The organism is Pseudomonas sp. GW823-FHT02C02, from assembly GCF_058797635.1.
The window spans coordinates 80541-97326 of sequence record NZ_JBXAJV010000012.1 but is presented as its reverse complement, the minus strand read 5'-3'; the positions used below and the strand labels follow the sequence as shown (position 1 = coordinate 97326).

Annotated in this window: 16 protein-coding genes; 5 read left to right on the top strand and 11 right to left on the bottom strand. The window is 62.4% G+C overall.

Translation table 11 applies throughout. The features are described from left to right. Positions 1–15 precede the first annotated feature (15 nt). From AC1ROI_RS21185 to cbiE, 11 genes are all read right to left on the bottom strand, one after another. Positions 16–1026 (bottom strand): FecCD family ABC transporter permease, encoded by a 1011-nt coding sequence (locus AC1ROI_RS21185; protein ID WP_102594500.1) that lies wholly within the window; start codon positions 1024–1026, stop codon positions 16–18. Next, positions 1023–1970, bottom strand: coding sequence for an ABC transporter substrate-binding protein (locus tag AC1ROI_RS21180; protein WP_102594501.1), 948 nt, complete (start codon positions 1968–1970; stop codon positions 1023–1025). Before AC1ROI_RS21180 ends, AC1ROI_RS21185 begins: the two co-directional genes overlap by 4 nt. Continuing rightward, positions 1967–2755 carry an ABC transporter ATP-binding protein gene (locus tag AC1ROI_RS21175; RefSeq protein ID WP_102594502.1) on the bottom strand — a complete coding sequence of 263 codons (789 nt, stop codon included), beginning with the start codon at positions 2753–2755 and terminating at the stop codon, positions 1967–1969. Before AC1ROI_RS21175 ends, AC1ROI_RS21180 begins: the two co-directional genes overlap by 4 nt. Before the next feature lie 196 nt (positions 2756–2951). Next, entirely contained in the window at positions 2952–4331 is a 1380-nt protein-coding gene (locus tag AC1ROI_RS21170) for a PepSY-associated TM helix domain-containing protein (RefSeq protein ID WP_102599743.1), read from the bottom strand. Between the two features lie 130 nt (positions 4332–4461). Then, on the bottom strand, positions 4462–6579 hold the full coding sequence (locus AC1ROI_RS21165) for a TonB-dependent copper receptor (RefSeq protein ID WP_102594504.1): 2118 nt from the start codon (positions 6577–6579) through the stop codon (positions 4462–4464). 84 nt (positions 6580–6663) lie between these two features. Next, the gene (locus tag AC1ROI_RS21160) at positions 6664–7101 is read right to left on the bottom strand and encodes a DUF2946 domain-containing protein (RefSeq protein WP_102594505.1); all 438 of its coding nucleotides are present in this window, start codon (positions 7099–7101) and stop codon (positions 6664–6666) included. A gap of 21 nt (positions 7102–7122) precedes the next feature. Beyond that, positions 7123–7602: a copper chaperone PCu(A)C gene (locus tag AC1ROI_RS21155; protein WP_010463921.1), complete on the bottom strand. Its 480-nt coding sequence runs from the start codon at positions 7600–7602 to the stop codon at positions 7123–7125. 48 nt (positions 7603–7650) lie between these two features. Further along, positions 7651–8049, bottom strand: a complete 399-nt coding sequence (locus AC1ROI_RS21150) for a DUF2946 domain-containing protein (protein WP_010463920.1) — start codon at positions 8047–8049, stop codon at positions 7651–7653. 196 nt (positions 8050–8245) lie between these two features. Then, positions 8246–8980, bottom strand: a complete 735-nt coding sequence (locus AC1ROI_RS21145) for a cobalt-precorrin-6A reductase (protein ID WP_102594506.1) — start codon at positions 8978–8980, stop codon at positions 8246–8248. After that, complete coding sequence (locus tag AC1ROI_RS21140) at positions 8977–10074, bottom strand: cobalt-precorrin-5B (C(1))-methyltransferase (protein ID WP_102594507.1); 1098 nt, start codon at positions 10072–10074, stop codon at positions 8977–8979. The genes AC1ROI_RS21145 and AC1ROI_RS21140 overlap by 4 nt, the downstream gene beginning before the upstream one ends. Then, positions 10067–11278, bottom strand: a complete 1212-nt coding sequence (gene cbiE, locus AC1ROI_RS21135) for a precorrin-6y C5,15-methyltransferase (decarboxylating) subunit CbiE (protein ID WP_102594508.1) — start codon at positions 11276–11278, stop codon at positions 10067–10069. Before cbiE ends, AC1ROI_RS21140 begins: the two co-directional genes overlap by 8 nt. A 241-nt stretch (positions 11279–11519) precedes the next feature. Between cbiE and AC1ROI_RS21130 the strand changes: the two genes are divergently transcribed. The 5 genes from AC1ROI_RS21130 (at position 11520) to cobJ (ending at position 16715) form a co-directional block, all read left to right on the top strand. Beyond that, on the top strand, positions 11520–12191 hold the full coding sequence (locus AC1ROI_RS21130) for a hypothetical protein (RefSeq protein ID WP_010463916.1): 672 nt from the start codon (positions 11520–11522) through the stop codon (positions 12189–12191). Between the two features lie 163 nt (positions 12192–12354). After that, on the top strand, positions 12355–13662 hold the full coding sequence (gene cobG, locus AC1ROI_RS21125) for a precorrin-3B synthase (RefSeq protein ID WP_102594509.1): 1308 nt from the start codon (positions 12355–12357) through the stop codon (positions 13660–13662). Further along, a complete protein-coding gene (locus AC1ROI_RS21120) occupies positions 13655–14281 on the top strand; it encodes a precorrin-8X methylmutase (protein WP_010463912.1) in 627 nt (208 codons plus the stop codon). Before cobG ends, AC1ROI_RS21120 begins: the two co-directional genes overlap by 8 nt. After that, positions 14281–15012 carry a precorrin-2 C(20)-methyltransferase gene (locus tag AC1ROI_RS21115; protein WP_010463910.1) on the top strand — a complete coding sequence of 244 codons (732 nt, stop codon included), beginning with the start codon at positions 14281–14283 and terminating at the stop codon, positions 15010–15012. Before AC1ROI_RS21120 ends, AC1ROI_RS21115 begins: the two co-directional genes overlap by 1 nt. Continuing rightward, positions 15012–16715 carry a precorrin-3B C(17)-methyltransferase gene (cobJ, locus tag AC1ROI_RS21110; protein WP_102594510.1) on the top strand — a complete coding sequence of 568 codons (1704 nt, stop codon included), beginning with the start codon at positions 15012–15014 and terminating at the stop codon, positions 16713–16715. Before AC1ROI_RS21115 ends, cobJ begins: the two co-directional genes overlap by 1 nt. The last annotated feature ends 71 nt before the right edge of the window (positions 16716–16786 follow it).

The window sequence follows — 16786 nt, the reverse complement described above, 5'->3', positions numbered from 1 at the left end:
TCCGGTTGGCATGGCTCAGCGACGCTGCATGAGGCCGATGAAAAACAACCCGCCAATCGCCGCCGTGGCCACGCCAATCGGCAAGTCCTCGGGGGCGATCAGGGTGCGCGCGGCGACGTCGACCCATACCAGAAACACGCTGCCCAGCAATACACACGCCGGTAACAATCGCCGGTGCTCGGCCCCGACCAGTCGACGGGCAATGTGCGGCACCATCAGCCCGACAAACCCGATCGACCCGCTGATCGACACCAATACGCCGGTCATCAGCGACGCAATCAGAAACACCCGCAAGCGCACGGTACGCGCATTCAAACCAAGGGTGACGGCGGTCTGTTCGCCGGCCATCAGCGCATTCAACGGTCGGGCCATGCCTAGCAGCAAGACCAATCCCAGCAACACGCTGGCGGCCGGCACCGCAAGCAACTCCCAACGCGCCAACCCGAGCCCGCCGAGCATCCAGAACATCACCGCCGAACTCGCCCGGTGGTCGCCGAGGAACAGCAGCAAATTGGCAATCGCCATCATCACGAAAGACACCGCCACGCCGCACAGCAGTAGCCGGTCACTGTCCAGACGACCGTTGCGATTGGCGATCATCAGCACGGTCAACATGCTCAGCAGCGCGCCGATAAACGCCGCGATCGGCAAGGTCAGCAGGCCGACGATTTCACCGACGTGCAGCACCACAATCACCGCGCCAAGGGTCGCACCGGAAGTGACCCCGAGCAGGTGCGGGTCGGCCAATGGATTGCGCGTCACCGCTTGCAGCACCGCGCCGATCAGCGCCAGGCCAGCACCGACCAGCGCACCGAGCAGCATGCGCGGCACGCGGATCAGCCAGACAATGTGCTCCTGCCCTGCAGTCCAGCTCACTTCACCCACACCGAACACCTTGTGCAGCAAGATCCGCCCCACCACGTCCACCGGAACCCGCGCCGGACCGAAGCCCAGCGACACCACGCACGACACCAGCAACAGCGCGGCGAGCATCACCAGCAGCAAGACATAGCGACGATCCATCATTCGCCGTGGAAACCTTTGGCCAGGGTTTCAACCGCCAGCACGTTGTCGATGCCCGGCGTGGCCTGCACATACGGAATCACGATGAAACGCTGGTTCTTGATCGCGTCCACCGATTGCAGCGCCTTGTTGCTGAGCAGGAAGTGTTCTTTCTGTTCGGCGGTGACTTCGCCGTAGTCGACGATCACGATCACCTGAGGGTTGCGCTCGACCACGTCTTCCCAGTTGACGCGGGTCCAGCTCGCCTCGACGTCGTCCAGAATGTTGCGCCCGCCCGCGGCGTCGATCAGTGCCTGCGGCATGCCGAGGCGGCCGGACGTCATGGCGCGGTCTTCGCCACTGTCGTAAAGGAAGACCCGAGGTTTATCGGCGGGCAGACCCTTGCGCACCTCGGCGACTTGCGCCTGCATTTTGGCGATCAAGGCATTGGCGCGGTCCTGAACGTCGAAGATCTTGCCGAGGTTGCGCAGGTCGTTGTAGGTGTCTTCCAGGCTGGCCGGTGGACGCTTCATGACAAAGGCGCAGGACTCGGTCAGCTCGTAGACATTGATGCCCAGCGGTTGCAACGTTTGAGGCGTGAGGTCGCCACCCACGCGCATGCCGTAATCCCAACCGGCGAAGAAGAAGTCGACGTTGGCATTGAGCAGGGTTTCCACCGACGGGTATTTGGCTGCCAGCTCGGGCAAGCCGTCGAGGATGGTCTGCATTTCGGGCGTGACTGACTTCCAGCCGGACACGCCGCTGTAGCCGGCCATGCGCGGTTTGAGGCCAAGGGCGAGCATCATCTGGGTCATGTTGATGTCATGGCTGACCGCGTGTTTCGGCGCCTGCGTGAAGGTCACTTCGCGGTTGCAGCTCTGGATCGTCAACGGGTAGTTCGTGGCCTCGGCCAACGCGTGGGCACTGCCCAGCAACAGCGTGAAGCAAAGCAGGGAACGCAAAGTCATGGTTGGGTTATCCAGGTAATTCGTGGGTAGCCGTGCAAGGGGTGTTCATCGATCAGCGCTTCGACGCCGAACACGTCGCGCAGCAGCGGGGCGCTCAGGACTTCTTTCGGCGTGCCGCTGGCGACGATGCGACCGTGATGGATCACGTACAAACGATCGCAGAAAGCGGCCGCCAGATTGAGGTCGTGGATGCTGGCCAGGGTGCCGATTTTCAGGCGTTTGACCAGTTGCAACAGTTCCAGTTGATAGCGTGGGTCGAGGTGGTTGGTCGGCTCGTCGAGGATCAGCGATTGCGGTTGCTGAGCCAGGGCGCGGGCGAGGATCACACGTTGTTTTTCACCGCCGGAGAGGGTGGCGAAGGCGTGGTCTTCGAAGCCTCTGAGGCCGACAGACTCCAATGCTTGAGTTGCCAGATTGCGGTCTTCAATCGTGTCGCCACCAAACAGGCCTTTGTGCGGTGTGCGGCCCATGGCGACCACTTCGTCGACGGTCAGACCGAAGGCATCGGGGAACTCCTGCAACACCACGGCGATGCGTTGGGCGCACCAGCGCGAGGATTGCTTCCAGACGTTATGGTGGTCGAGCCGGACCTCGCCGCTCTCGGGCTTGCTGAAGCGATAAGCGCAGCGCAGCAGGCTGGTCTTGCCGCTGCCGTTGGGGCCGATCAACCCGACGAACTCACCGGCGGCCACCTGCAGGGACGCCTCACGCAGCTGGAACTGGTGATGGCAGTGGCCGTGGCCCAGGGGTGTCCAAGCGAGGTTTGAGAGGTTAAGCGAGGTCATGCAGTTGCTCTGAGAGAGTGGGTGATGCTGATGACGCCATTACGGGCAAGCGCGCTCCCACAGGGATCGCGCAAATCCTGGGGAGCGAGCCTGCTGATCAAAACACTGTATTTGAGTTATACAGTAACACTAAAGATGATGCCGAGCTAAGCGCGGCAAGTCTACAGATTCGTCTACATCGCGCATCTCGCCTGCTTCATGAAGAAGGTGAGGCCGATTCAGTTTGCCGGGTGAATCGCGAAAACAGCACGCGATCCAGCACCCACACCACCACCAGCGAAGCCCCCACCAACGGAAACGCCACGGCCAGAGCGAACATGATGACCATCGCGGTTTTCCATCTCGGCAGGTCGTGGCGCAGCGGTGGAACACCGAACTTGCCTTGTGGACGCCGTTTCCACCAGATCACCACGCCGCTGACCGCGCTGAGCAAAATCATCAGGCAGATCAGCAGAACGACGATCTGGTTGAACACGCCAAACATCTTGCCTTCGTGCAACATCACGCCGATCTCTGTGGCGCGGGCGACGGTCCCGTATTGCTCGTAGCGCACGTCGGCGAGGACATCGCCGGTGTACTGGTCGACATGCAAAGTGGCGTCATTGCGCGGGTCGTCCGCGAACACGGCGATGGTGAACACGCCGGTGTCGGTGGTCGGGAAGGTGATGCTGTAACCCGGCTCGACCTTGCGTTGCACGGCGATGTTCTGCACGTCTTGCAGGCTGATGGTCGGTGCGGCGGGGCCGGCTTTTGCGCCACCGTGGGCCATGTGTTCGGCGTGGTCACCGGACATCGGCATCGGCGTGTTTTCCATCGCCCACGGCACTGTCTGGCGAGTGGCAGTGTTGAGGCTGCGGGCCTCGACATCGGATTTGGGCACGTTGTCCCACATAGCCGCCGGAAACACGTTCCACACCTGCGCATATTTCTGGCCCCAGAACCCGGTCCAGGTCATGCCGCTGAGCAGCATCACCAGCAGCAACGATGCGCCCCAGAACCCGGTCACAGCATGCAAATCACGCCACAGCACCCGACCGCGACTGGTCAGGCGCGGCCACAAAATACCGGCCGCCTGGCCACGCGGCCACCACAGGAACACGCCGGAAACCACCAACACCACGCCCCAGCCAGCAGCCAGTTCGACCAATCGATCACCGACGGTGCCGATCATCAATTCACCATGAATCGCTCGCGCCACCGCTTGCAGATTCTTCTTGGCGTCTTGCTCGCCGAGGATGTCGCCCTGATAGGGATCGACGAATACGTTGAGTTCGCTACCGCCATTGATCACGACAAACTGAGCGCTGCGCTCGGCGTTGACCGGCGGCAGGTACTGTTTGATCGTGGCGTGTGGGTACGCCTGTTTCACCCGTTTGAGCAGGTCGTCGGCCGGGATGCTGTGATGCCCGGCCGGTACGTTCATCAGGCTGCCGTACATCATCGGATCGAGTTGCGGCTTGAACAGGTAGATGACGCCGGTCAAGGCCAGCATCACCATGAATGGCGCGACGAACAGACCGGCATAGAAATGCCAGCGCCAGGCCAGGTTGTAGAAATTTACTTTGGGCTGTTTCATCACGTGTGCTCCGCTTTGGCATGGTTCTTTTAGTTGTTTGTTTTGCGGTTGCTGCGCAACCGATCGCGAGCAGGCTCGCTCCCACAGGTTCTCCACTGTCCATGTGGGAGCGGGCTTGCCCGCGATACTCTTAGAAGCTCATGTCCACCTTGGTCCAGAGCGTTCGCCCCGGTTCTTTGATGGCCTGCGGGTCATTGGCCGGATAGCCAAAACCGGCGTTGCCGGCCAGGTTCAAATGCTCGGCGTAAGCCTTGCCGAACAGGTTGTCGACGCCACTGCTGACCTTCCAGTTTTTGTTGATACGGTAGGCGCCATTGAGCGAGAACACGCCAAAACCGGAGGTCTTGTCGAAGTCCTTGCCGACCACGTTGCCCTTGTTCTGGTCGATGCGGTTTTGCGCCGCGACCACTCGCCACAGGGCACCGGCACTCCAGTTGTCTTCGCTGTAGGTCAGGCCGAAACGCGCGTCCAGCGGCGGCATTTGCGGCAATGCGTTGCCATCGCTGCTGTTCTTGCCCCAGGCGTAGGCCAGGGTCGCGTCGGCCTTCCAGTTGCTGGTCAGCTGGTAGGCCGCGCCGAGTTCGCCGCCCATGATTCGCGCGTCGATGTTCTGCGCCTGGGAGGTGGTGCCCATCATGGTCGGGGTGTAGTTGAACAAGATGTAATCGCGCACCTGGCCGACATAACCCGAGGCCCAGGCTTCGAGGTCTTCGGTCTTGTATTGCAGGCCGAAATCGAGCTGGGTGGTTTTTTCAGGCTTGATCGAATCGAAGGCATTCACCGATCCGGCGGGGCCGGACTTGGGCGAAAACAGTTCCCAGTAATCGGGGAAACGCTGGGTGTGACCGAGGCCGGCGTAGAGGGTGGTCGGGCTGTCGGCGAGGTCATGCTCGTAGCGCAGGAAGCCGCTTGGCAATGTGTCGGCGCGGGTTTCGTCGGCGGTCGGGTTGGGGCGGGTCATCATCCCGGAACCGGTGGTCTGCCGGTAATCCTTGGCCGATGCACGGTCCAGGCGTGCACCAGTAATCAACCGGTCACGGTCAGCGGCGTACCAGGTCAGTTCGCTGAACACGCCATAGTTATGGAAGTCGGCGTCCTTGGTATACGGCAGGTCCTTGTAGGTATCGACGCCCATGCTGCCGCGTTGGCGATGCTCGTTGGTCTGCGCATCGATGCCGCTGATCAACTGCACATCGGCCCAGCGCCAAGTCGCCTTGATCCTCGCGCCGAGGGTGCGGCGGTCGACGTTGGAAGCCATTGGGCCGGCCATCATCCCGGTGCCCGATGGCGTGCGCAGCGTGTAGTTGTCCATCACGTGGTCGGCGTAGTTGTAGTAGATCTGCGCTTCGACCTTGTCCAGCACCTCGCCGATGTTCGATTTTTCGAACCGCAAGCCCAGGCTTTCACGCTTGAACTGCGAGCCGTCCATGCCGCGCCCGGCGTAACGCGCTTCACCATCGCCCTTGCCGGCGGTCAGCTCCAGCAGCGTGTCGGCGTCCGGCGTCCAGCCGAGCGCGACGTCACCGTTCCATTTGTCGTAGCGCGACGGCACGGTGTCGTTGTTGCCGTCCTTGTAGTCGTCGGCGTGCGCGGTGTTGCCGATCACGCGCACGTAGCCCAGCGGCCCGCCGGCAGCGGCGTCCACCACTTTGTCAAAACGGCCGTTGGAGCCGGCCAACACGCTGGCGTTCACGCGGGTACCGAGTTCGCCGAAGCTTTCCGGTTCACGCTCGAACAAGATCGTGCCCGCCGATGCGCCCGGTCCCCACAGTACGGTTTGCGGACCTTTGATGACGGTGAGTTTGTCGTAGGTTTCCGGCGAGATGTAGGAGGTGGGCGCGTCCATCCGGCCGGGGCAGGCGCCGAGCAATTGGCCGCCGTTGGTGAGGATGTTCAGTCGCGAACCGAACATGCCGCGCAGCACCGGATCACCGTTGGTGCCGCCGTTGCGTACCAGGGCGAAGCCGGGGATGGTTTTCAGGTAGTCGCCACCGTCGCTGGCCGGAACGGGTTGGCGCGGGTCCTTGGGGTTGGTGACGATGGTCAGCGGCGAACTCGGCGCAATGGCGGTGATCACCGTCGGGCTCAGTTCTTCACCGTGGCCCGCGTGTTCGTTGGCCAGCACCGTGGATGTCAGCAATGCGCTGCAAAGGACGGCGGTGGCGTGCCTGAAACGAATACTCGATTCGTTCGGGGCAAAAGAAGCTTGGGCAGGGCTCAAGCGTGTGTCAACAGCAAACCTGGACATGACAATTTCCATCGAGCAGTCGTAAACGACACGGCGGACAGCCTGTGGCTGTCTGCAAAACCGTGTGAAATCAGAGGTGCGTGTTTACGCGACGATGGGTGGGGCGCGGGTTCGGGCGCCGGGGAAGACGGTGTGCCGGGCATGGCCCAAGCGAGGGGAGGGAGTGGTGAAGGTGGTGGCTGTTGGTGTGTCGAACGCGACGAAGGTCTGGCCGCCGGTCAGCGCCGGGCAATTGAACAGCAAGCTGCAATAGCCGCATTTTTCCCAGAGCGCGTGGTGCGAGGCTTTGGGCGGGCAGTGCTCGGCGGCGGGTTGCGCGCCGTGGTTGGCGTGCTCCATGGCCGACATGTCCATGCTCATGTCCATCGACATCGACGAGGCGCGTTGATCCATCGGCATCGACTGAGAAATCAGCGGGCCGATAAAGATCATCAGCATGGCGAACAGGCTGATCCAGCTGCCGCGCGTCAGGCTTGACGACTGACGACGGTGTGCGGATGACCTGGCGCTAAGCGGGCGCATGGGTATGTTCAGCTCAGTGATTTACTGGGCGTGGGTGTGCATCTGCATGACTTCTGGTGGCTTCTTCTGCACCGCGACTTCGACCGTCACGTCACCGGATTTTTCGAAGTGCAGGGTCAGCGGGAAACGCTTGCCGTCGCTCAGCAGGCTGCGGTCTTTCAGATTCACCAGCATCACGTGATAGGCCATTGGCGCAAACGTGACGTTGCCACCGGCAGGAATCTCGACGCTCGGCACTTGCTGCATTTTCATCAGGTCGTTTTGCATGATGTGCTCATGCAATTGCGCTTCACCGGCAATCGGCGAGTCGACGCTGAGCAGACGGTCGGCGGCTTTTCCGGTGTTCTGAATAACAAAATAGGCCGCTACGGTTGGCGCGTTGGGCGGCAACTCCTGGGACCACGGGTGAGCGATCTGCAGTTCGCCGACCTTGTATTCGTGGGCATTGGCAAAGCAGGCAGGCAGCAGCAACGCAGCCAGAACGATGAGTTTGTTCAACATGGCAGTTCTCCAGAGCGATTCAAGACGCAGTTCAATTGCGAGAAGGAATCACACCAGAGGGGACGCGCGGGGGTTGAGGCTCGGCCATTGCTGGCGCGGGGTGGGGGTGTCGAGAGCGGTGGCAGGCACGCTTCGATTGGCTTCGAAACGAGCGAAATACAGTTGTGGCGCATGCCCCGGCAACGCCACCAACGGCGCGGAACCGGAACAGCACCAGCAATGTTGCATGTTGGAATGGTCGTCGTTCTGCGGGGCTTTTTGCTCAAGGTCGCCCAAGGAAATCGCCACCATCTTCGTGCCGCTGGACGTACAGAAACTGCCCCACAACAATTGCTCGGCGGGTGATTTCGCCGACTGCGCCATGGCTCCGGTCATCGGCATGGCGAGCATGTTGAACAGCACTGCGAAGCAGGCGATCCAGGCAATTGCTAGCCGTTGTCGGGACATGGGACAAAATCCGTTGGGTGGGCGATCAGTCGCGGCTATTTAGCCTGATCAGGGCCGATAAGTAAAAAAGCGGCGTGCGGTGTGGTGTCGCAGTGCACGTTCAAAAGAGTGTAGCGGCTATGATTCGAAATGCCGGATGAATTGCGGTCGGCATACAACCCTGTGGCGAGGGAGCAAGCTCCCTCGACACAATTACTTAGGCGTCCGGCAGATTGCATTCCGCCAGTGCAGCAAACAACTCACTCACCGATCCAAACTCCCGATCCACCCCCGGCAACACCGGCCGCTGCAACACAATCACCGGCACCCCACGCTCCCGCGCCACTTCCAGTTTCGGTTCGGTCGCGGTGCTGCCGCTGTTCTTGCTGATCAGCACATCAATCTGCCGACGTTCAAACAGCTCCCGTTCATCCTCGATCAGAAACGGCCCGCGCGCGCCGATGACTTCGCAGCGTTCGTTGCCCGGGTAATCGTCCAGTGCGCGCAAGGTCCAGAATTGCTCCGGCGGAATTTCGTGCAGGTGCTGCAACGGTTCGCGGCCGAGGGTGAACAGCGGTCGGCGGAAGGGTTTCAGGGCTTCGATCAGTTCGGTCCAATCGCTGACGTCGCGCCAGTCGTCCCCGGCCTGTGGCTGCCAGGCAGAGCGGCGTAACGCCCAGCATGCAATGCCGCTCAGCTGCGCGGCGGCCTTGGCGTTGTGGCTGATTTGTGCAGCGTAGGGGTGGGTCGCGTCCAGCAGCAGATCGATCCCTTCATCGCGAATGAACTGCGCCAGGCCTTCGGCACCGCCGTAGCCGCCAACGCGCACCAGGCAGGTCAGGTCCGTCGGCACGCGACCGACACCGGCCAGGCTATAGATGTGTTCCGGCCCTAGCGTGCGGGCGATGGCCAAGGCTTCGGTCACGCCGCCCAGCAGCAAAATACGCTTCATTGAAAAGCCCCTGCATGGCCGACAATTCCGCCCTGGCGATCGATGGCAAAGACTTCAACCTGAACCTGCGCCGGCACCACGCTGCGGGCGAAGTCCAACGCGTGCTGACACACCGCATCTCCAAGGGCGATGCCCGCCGCGCTGGCCATCGCCAAGGCTTGCTGGCTGGTATTGGCGTCGCGAATGCCTTGCTGCAGCGCCTTGTCGGCGCCCATTGTGGCGGCCCATTCGGCCAGTTGCGGCAGGTCGATGCTGGAATGCCGGCTGTGCAAATCCATGTGCCCGGCCGCCAGTTTGCTGATCTTGCCGAAGCCGCCGCACAGGCTGAGTTTATCCACCGGCACTTTGCGCAAGTGTTTGAGCACGGCGCCGACGAAGTCGCCCATTTCGATCAGGGCGATTTCCGGCAGGTCGTAGACGCGGCGCATGGTGTCCTCGCTGGCGTTGCCGGTACAGGCGGCGATGTGCAGGTAACCGTTGGTTTTGGCCACATCGATACCCTGGTGGATCGAGGCGATGTAAGCCGCACAGGAAAACGGCCGGACGATGCCGCTGGTGCCGAGGATCGACAACCCGCCCAGAATGCCCAGTCGTGGGTTCATGGTTTTCAAGGCCAGCGCCTCGCCGTCCTCGACGCTGACCGTGACCTCGAAACCGCCGCCATAGCCGAGTTCTTCGGCCAACAACGTCAGGTGCTCGGTGATCATTTTGCGTGGCACCGGGTTGATCGCGGGCTCGCCGACGCCCAGCACCAGCCCCGGCCGGGTGACCGTGCCGACGCCACGCCCGGCGCTGAAACGGATACCCGGCTCGCCGCGCAGTCGCACCTGGGAATACAGCAACGCGCCATGGGTCACGTCGGGGTCATCCCCGGCATCCTTGATCGTCCCGGCTTCGGCGCCGTCGTCGATCAGGCGGCAGAATTCCAGGCGCATCCGCACCTGCTTGCCCTTGGGCAGCACGATCTCCACGGCGTCAGCGCTCATCCCGCCCAATAACAAACGGGCCGCTGCCAGACTGGTCGCGGTGGCGCAACTGCCCGTGGTCAGGCCGCTGCGCAGCGGGGCGGGTTGTTCGGCGGTTTCGTCACGCATCGAGGGGCTTCGTCACGTCCAGCAAGGTAATCGGCAGCGCCTGACGCCAGGTGTCGAACTCCCCCAGCGGCTGGGCCTGGGCAACGTGAATGCGGGTCAGCTCGCCGCCGTGGCGTTCGCGCCAGGTCATCAGGGTGACTTCGCTTTGCAACGTGACGGCGTTGGCGATCAATCGGCCACCGGGTTTGAGTTGCGCCCAGCAGGTGTCGAGCACACCTTCACGGGTGACCCCGCCACCGATAAAAATCGCATCCGGGAGTTCGAGCCCGGCCAGGGCCTGCGGCGCACTGCCGCGAATCAATTGCAGACCGGGCACGCCGAGGGCATCGCGATTGTGTTCGATCAACAGCTGCCGACCTTCATCGGCTTCGATGGCCAGCGTGCGGCAACTGGGGTGGGCGCGCATCCATTCGATGCCGATCGAGCCGCTGCCGGCGCCGACATCCCACAGCAGTTCGCCGGGTACCGGGGCCAGGCGCGCAAGGGTGATCGCGCGGACGTCGCGTTTGGTCAGTTGACCGTCGTGCTGGAAGGCCGAGTCTGGTAGGCCGGCCAGTCGTGAGAGCCGCGGGGTGTCCGGCGCGGCGATGCATTCGATGGCGATCAGGTTCAGATCGGCGACCGCTGGATCGTTCCAGTCATTGGCCACCCCATCGATGCGCCGTTCGTTTGCGCCGCCCAAATGTTCCAGCACGCTGAGACGGCTCGGACCGAAACCGCGTTCACGCAACAATGCCGCAACGGCGGCCGGGCTTTGGCCATCGTTGCTCAGCACCAGCAAACGCACGCCGCTGAACAACTGCGCGTTCAGTGCGGCGAGGGGCCGGGCTACCAACGAAAGCGTCACCACCTCCTGCAAGGGCCAGCCCATTCGCGCCGCCGCGAGTGAACAGGAGGAGGGCGCGGGCAGGATCAGCATTTCAGCGTCAGACACTTGCCGGGCCAGGCTGGCGCCGACGCCGAAGAACATCGGATCACCGCTGGCCAGCACGCAGACCGGTTCGCCACGCAGCGCCAGAACGGGGTCAAGGGAAAACGGACTGGGCCACAACTGCCGCTCGCCACGAATGCACGCTGGCAACAAATTCAGTTGCCGCTGGCCGCCGAAGATTCGCGAGGCGCCCAACAGGGCGCGCCGGGCATTCTTGCCCAGGCCCTTGAAGCCGTCTTCACCGATTCCCACAACCGTTAGCCAGGGTGCCATGCCGTTCCTTAATCCAGGGTTCATGTTCAAGGGCGGCATGATAACGCGGCTTCTGTTATCTGGCGCTGCTCCATTGCCGGAGCAGGCGGCGTTTTTTTGAAAACTTATGTGGTTGAAAACTTGTTTGGTGTTGGGTTGGTTTTGTTATTTTTGTTTTTGGGTCAAGTTTAAAATTTGCTGTAAGGCATGCTTGATTTGTTTTCGAATAACTACTTTTCAAGTTAGATGGATAGTCGCCTTTATGGCGTTAATGGATATGGATATGACTGTGATAACGGATGATATGAAACATAATGCAGCCTTGGTGGGGGATATCTTGCTGACCGGTGTTCAAGGACAGTCGCGCGAGGATTATCGTTTCGCATTGAATTGTACTTATCTGGCACAGCGGCAAGCGGACAATACTTACAACAGCGCAATCCGGCCCGGACGCTGGATCGATTATTACGCCGATGTACTGTGGTCGCATGGCTGGAATCGTGATCATCCGCCGATTGAGCATGTTCAAACGCAGTTTTATGGAAGTGTGCGGCAGGTCTGGTCGAAGCTGGCTTCTCCTATTCTCAGCCGTGACCAGGTGGAAGGGGTGAATCTGGGACTTGCTGCACTGGAAAAAGACGTTGAACTGTTAAAGAAGGTCAAGGGGGTGAGTGGGAAGGCCTTCGACTTTAAGATAATGCCGATTAGCTACAACGCAAATGGGGATATGGAGTTAGTGGTCAGTAATATCAGGTTCATCAAGTCAAGCATGAATACCGAATACCTTTTTTGGGATATATCGCAAGTCATGAATCAGCTGGATGTCCTGGCTCGAAAGGTGGTGATCTCACGGCGGGTAATGGACGCTCGTCGATCCAGCGTGGAAGAGGCGCTGGCAGGCATTAAATTCAACTTCGAGGACTATGAACTGTAAACCGCCCAAGGGACGGGGGAGTTCGTTACGCTTTCGGATGGCCTGAAACACGAATTCCGACCGGCAGGCATTTTCATGCGCTCGGGCAAAGCAGGCATAATGGCGACCTTTCGCCCACCACGGCGCTGCCAGCCAGCCGGTCCATCCCTTGAACGAACGCCCGATGTCCACCGCTTTACGCCCCTCGGCCTGTCCGGGGTTGTTGCGTATCGTCCAGGCACTGGACGGCGGCATCTGCCGGATCAAGTTGAATGGCGGTTCGATCAGCGCGGCTCAGGCCGAAGCGGTGGCGAATGCAGCCGAGCATTTCGCCGGCGGGGTGATCGAGGCAACCAACCGCGCCAACCTGCAGATTCGCGGGATCGGCGGTGAGCACGCTGCCTTGATCGACAGCCTGATGGCGGCCGGACTCGGCCCGACCAGCGCGGCGGTCGATGACGTGCGCAATCTGATGCTCAGCCCCGGCGCAGGCATTGATCGGCAGATGCTGATCGATACGCGCCCGCTGGCTGAACAGATCCTCGCCACGCTGCAAAGCGATGAACGCTTTCACGACCTCAGCGCCAAGTTTGCGGTGCAACTGGATGGCGGCGAAGGGCTGGCAATGCTCGAACACTCGCATGATCTTTGGTTGTCCGCTGCTGAGCGCGACGGTGAGCGAGTGTTTGTGTTCGGCCTGGCGGGTTGCCTTGTCGACCTGCCCGCAGGCGCGGTGTCGCTGGAGCAGGGGCATGCGCTGGTAGTTGCGGTGCTGGAGTTGTTCCTGGAACTGGCGCGCCCCGAGCAGACCCGCATGCGGCACCTGCTCGCCGAATGTTCGCTCGAGGGGTTTCTCGCGCGTCTCGCCGAGCGAGTGCCGTTGATGCCCATCGAGGCGTGGCGGCGCGAGGCAAATCCAGATGCGTTGCATATCGGCGCTCATCCACAGCGTGATGCCGGTCGTGTCTACATCGGCGCAGTGCCGCCGCTGGGCCGCCTCAACCCAGCGATGCTCCGAGGCGCTGCACAACTGGCCCGCGAACAGGGCGACGGCACGCTGCGTTTCACGCCCTGGCAAAGCCTCTTGGTGCCCGGCGTCCATGGCAGCAAGGCGCCTCACGTTATCCACAGCCTTGAACACCTCGGCCTGCGCTGCTCGGCCGACGATGCCCTGGCGCATCTCATCGCCTGTACCGGCTCGACCGGCTGCGGCAAAGGCCTGGCTGACACCAAGGGCGATGCCCGGCAACTGGCGACGCTGTTGCAACGTCACGGCCAGACGCTGAACGTGCACCTGTCCGGCTGCCCGCGTTCCTGCGCGGCGGCGCACATCGCGCCGGTCACGTTGCTGGCGGTTTCTTCCGGTCATTACGACCTCTATTTTCGCGATGCAGCGCAGCCGGGTTTCGGCGCGCTGCACGCACGCAATCTTACTATTGAAGCGGTCGCGGCCTTGCTCGACGCCCGCTCACGGAGCCCCTTAGATGCTTGATTACATCCGCGACGGTCAGGAGATCTATCGCAACTCCTTCGCGATCATTCGTGCCGAGGCCAACCTCGAGCGAATCCCGGCCGATCTGGAAAAACTCGCGGTGCGGGTGATCCACGCCTGCGGCATGGTCGACGCCATCGACGGCCTGCAATTTTCGCAAGGCGCGGGCAAGGCCGGGCGTGAGGCGCTCGCCGCCGGTGCGCCGATCCTGTGCGACGCACGGATGGTCAGCGAAGGCGTGACCCGCACGCGGTTGCCGGCCAACAACGAAGTGATTTGCACCCTGCGCGATGAAAGCGTTCCGGAACTGGCCCGAGAGTTGGGCAACACCCGTTCCGCTGCCGCCCTGGAGCTGTGGCGTCCGCATTTGGAAGGCAGCGTGGTGGTGATCGGCAACGCCCCGACCGCGCTGTTCTATCTGTTGGAAATGCTCGATGCCGGCGCCCCCAAGCCGGCGCTGATCCTCGGCTTTCCGGTCGGCTTCGTCGGCGCTGCCGAATCCAAGGCGGCGCTGGCGGCCGACAGTCGCGGCGTGCCGTTTGTCATCATGCAAGGCCGGCTGGGCGGCAGCGCCATGGCCGCCGCCGCCGTCAATGCCCTCGCCACGGAGATTGAATGATGCAGCAGCCTGGACGCTTGATCGGCCTGGGCGTCGGCCCCGGTGACCCGGAGCTGATTACCGTCAAAGCCCTGCGCTTGCTGCGCGAGTCGCCCGTGGTGGCGTACTTCGTCGCCAAGGGTAAAAAGGGCAACGCCTTCGGCATCATCGAAGCGCATTTGCAGGACGCACAAACGCTGCTGCCGCTGGTGTATCCGGTGACCACTGAAGCGTTGCCGGCGCCGCTGTCTTATGAGCAAGTGATCAGCGATTTCTACGATGCGGCGGGCGAAGAACTCGCCGCGCATCTGGATGCCGGTCGAGACGTGGCGGTGATCTGCGAAGGTGATCCGTTCTTCTACGGCTCCTACATGTACTTGCACGATCGTCTGGCCGAACGATACGAAGCCGAAGTGGTGCCGGGTGTGTGCTCCATGCTCGGCGGCGCTTCGGTGCTGGGCGCGCCGTTGGTGTATCGCAATCAGAGCCTGTCTGTGCTCTCGGGCGTATTGCCGCACGAGGACCTCAAGCGTCGCCTGGCCGATGCCGATGCGGCGGTGATCATGAAGCTGGGACGCAACTTTCCCAAGGTCCGTCAGGTGCTCGAAGAACTGGGGCTGGCGGAGCGGGCGCTGTACGTCGAGCGCGCGACCATGGCCAATCAGAAGATCGTGCCGCTGGATCAGGTCGAGCCGATGTCCTCGCCGTACTTCTCGTTGATCATCGTTCCCGGCGAACGGTGGCAAGGTTGATGGCCCGTCCAGTTCCGGCGATTGTCATTCTTGGCAATGGCAGCCTCGCGACCGCACGCAAGATCCAGCAGGTCTACCCCGGCGCCTTGATTCATGGCCTGGCCGGACGGGTTGAAGGCGCGGACCGTGTCTATCACGAGTTTGGCGCGACCGTGCGTGAGTTCTATCAGCAGGACACGCCGATCATTGCCTTGTGTGCGGCCGGGATCGTGATCCGCACCCTGGCGCCGTTACTGCTGGAGAAGGGCGCCGAGCCACCCGTGCTGGCCGTGGCCGAAGACGGCAGTGCCGTGGTGCCGCTGCTGGGTGGCCTCGGTGGCGTGAACGTCATGGCGCGGGAGATTGCTGCCGGTCTTGAGGTGGCGGCGGCGATCACCACCAGCGGTGAACTGCGCTTCGGCACCTGCCTGCTCAATCCACCCAGCGGCTACGCCCTCGGCGATCTGGAACTGGGCAAACGTTTTGTCTCGGATCTGCTCGCCGGCCAAAGTGTGCGCATCGAAGGCACCGCGCCGTGGCTGGCGCAAGCGCAGCTGCCGGAAGATCCGCAGGCGCCGTTGTCGATTCATGTCGGCAGTGCCGAGCGCACGCCGGCGGCCAATGAATTGCTGATCTACCCGCGCAGTGTGCTGGTGGCGGTGAACGCCGAGGTGGCGGATCTGCCGAACGCGATTCGCGGGGCGCTGCATCAGGCAAACATCGCCGTGCAATCGCTGGCGTGCCTGCTGGCCAGCGATCTGCACATGGCCAACCCTGCGTTGCGCGACGCGGCGCTTGAGCTGGGTGTGCCGCTGCGGTTTGCCTCGGTCAGCGGCGGCGTCAGCGAGCTGGCCCGCGACACCGCGCCGAACGCTACCGTCGTGGCGGCGGATACCGGCATCGCGATCGCGGTGGCCAGTCAGCCACTGGAGGTTGCACAGATCGGGCGTGCGCGCGGTCGTCTGGCCGTGATCGGCCTGGGCCCTGGCGCCGCCGAACTGATGGTGCCGGCGGTGAAGGATGAACTGGCGCGCGCCAATGACGTGCTGGGTTATGAAACCTACGTGCGCATGGCCGGGCCATTTCGCGAGGATCAAGTGCTGCATTGCACCGACAACCGCGAAGAAATGCAGCGCGCTCGCCACGCCTTTGAACTGGCGGCCCAAGGGCGGTCGGTGGTGGTGGTTTCGTCGGGAGATCCGGGCGTATTCGCCATGGCGGCCGCCGTGCTCGAAGCGCTGCACGAGTCGAGTGAGCCGGGTTGGCACAACGTCGATCTGGAGATTCTTCCAGGCGTCTCCGCATCCCTGGCAACGGCCGCCCAGGCCGGCGCGCCATTGGGGCACGACTTCTGCGTGATGTCCCTGTCGGACAACCTCAAGCCTTGGGTAATCATCGAGAAGCGGCTGGACCTGGCGTCTCAGGCCGACCTGGCGCTGGCGTTCTACAACCCGATCTCGCGGTCGCGTCCTTGGCAACTGGGTCGGGCACTGGAGATTGTCGCGCAGCACCGCACCGCTGAAACGCCGGTGGTGTTGGGGCGGGACATTGGTCGTCCAGGCCAGACATTGCGTGTCACCACGCTGGGTGATCTGACCCCCGATCAGGTCGACATGCGCACCATGGTGCTGGTCGGCTCTTCCACCACCTGCGTGTTCCCGCGTGCCGAGGGTGGCCAGTGGGTGTATACGCCTCGTTGGTACGGCGACAAGCCAGCCGGGTAAGTCTTGGCGGCCAGCGGTGCTGGCCGCAGTTCCGCCCCCTTCCAGTGCGTAAGATTTTTCACCGCGCATCG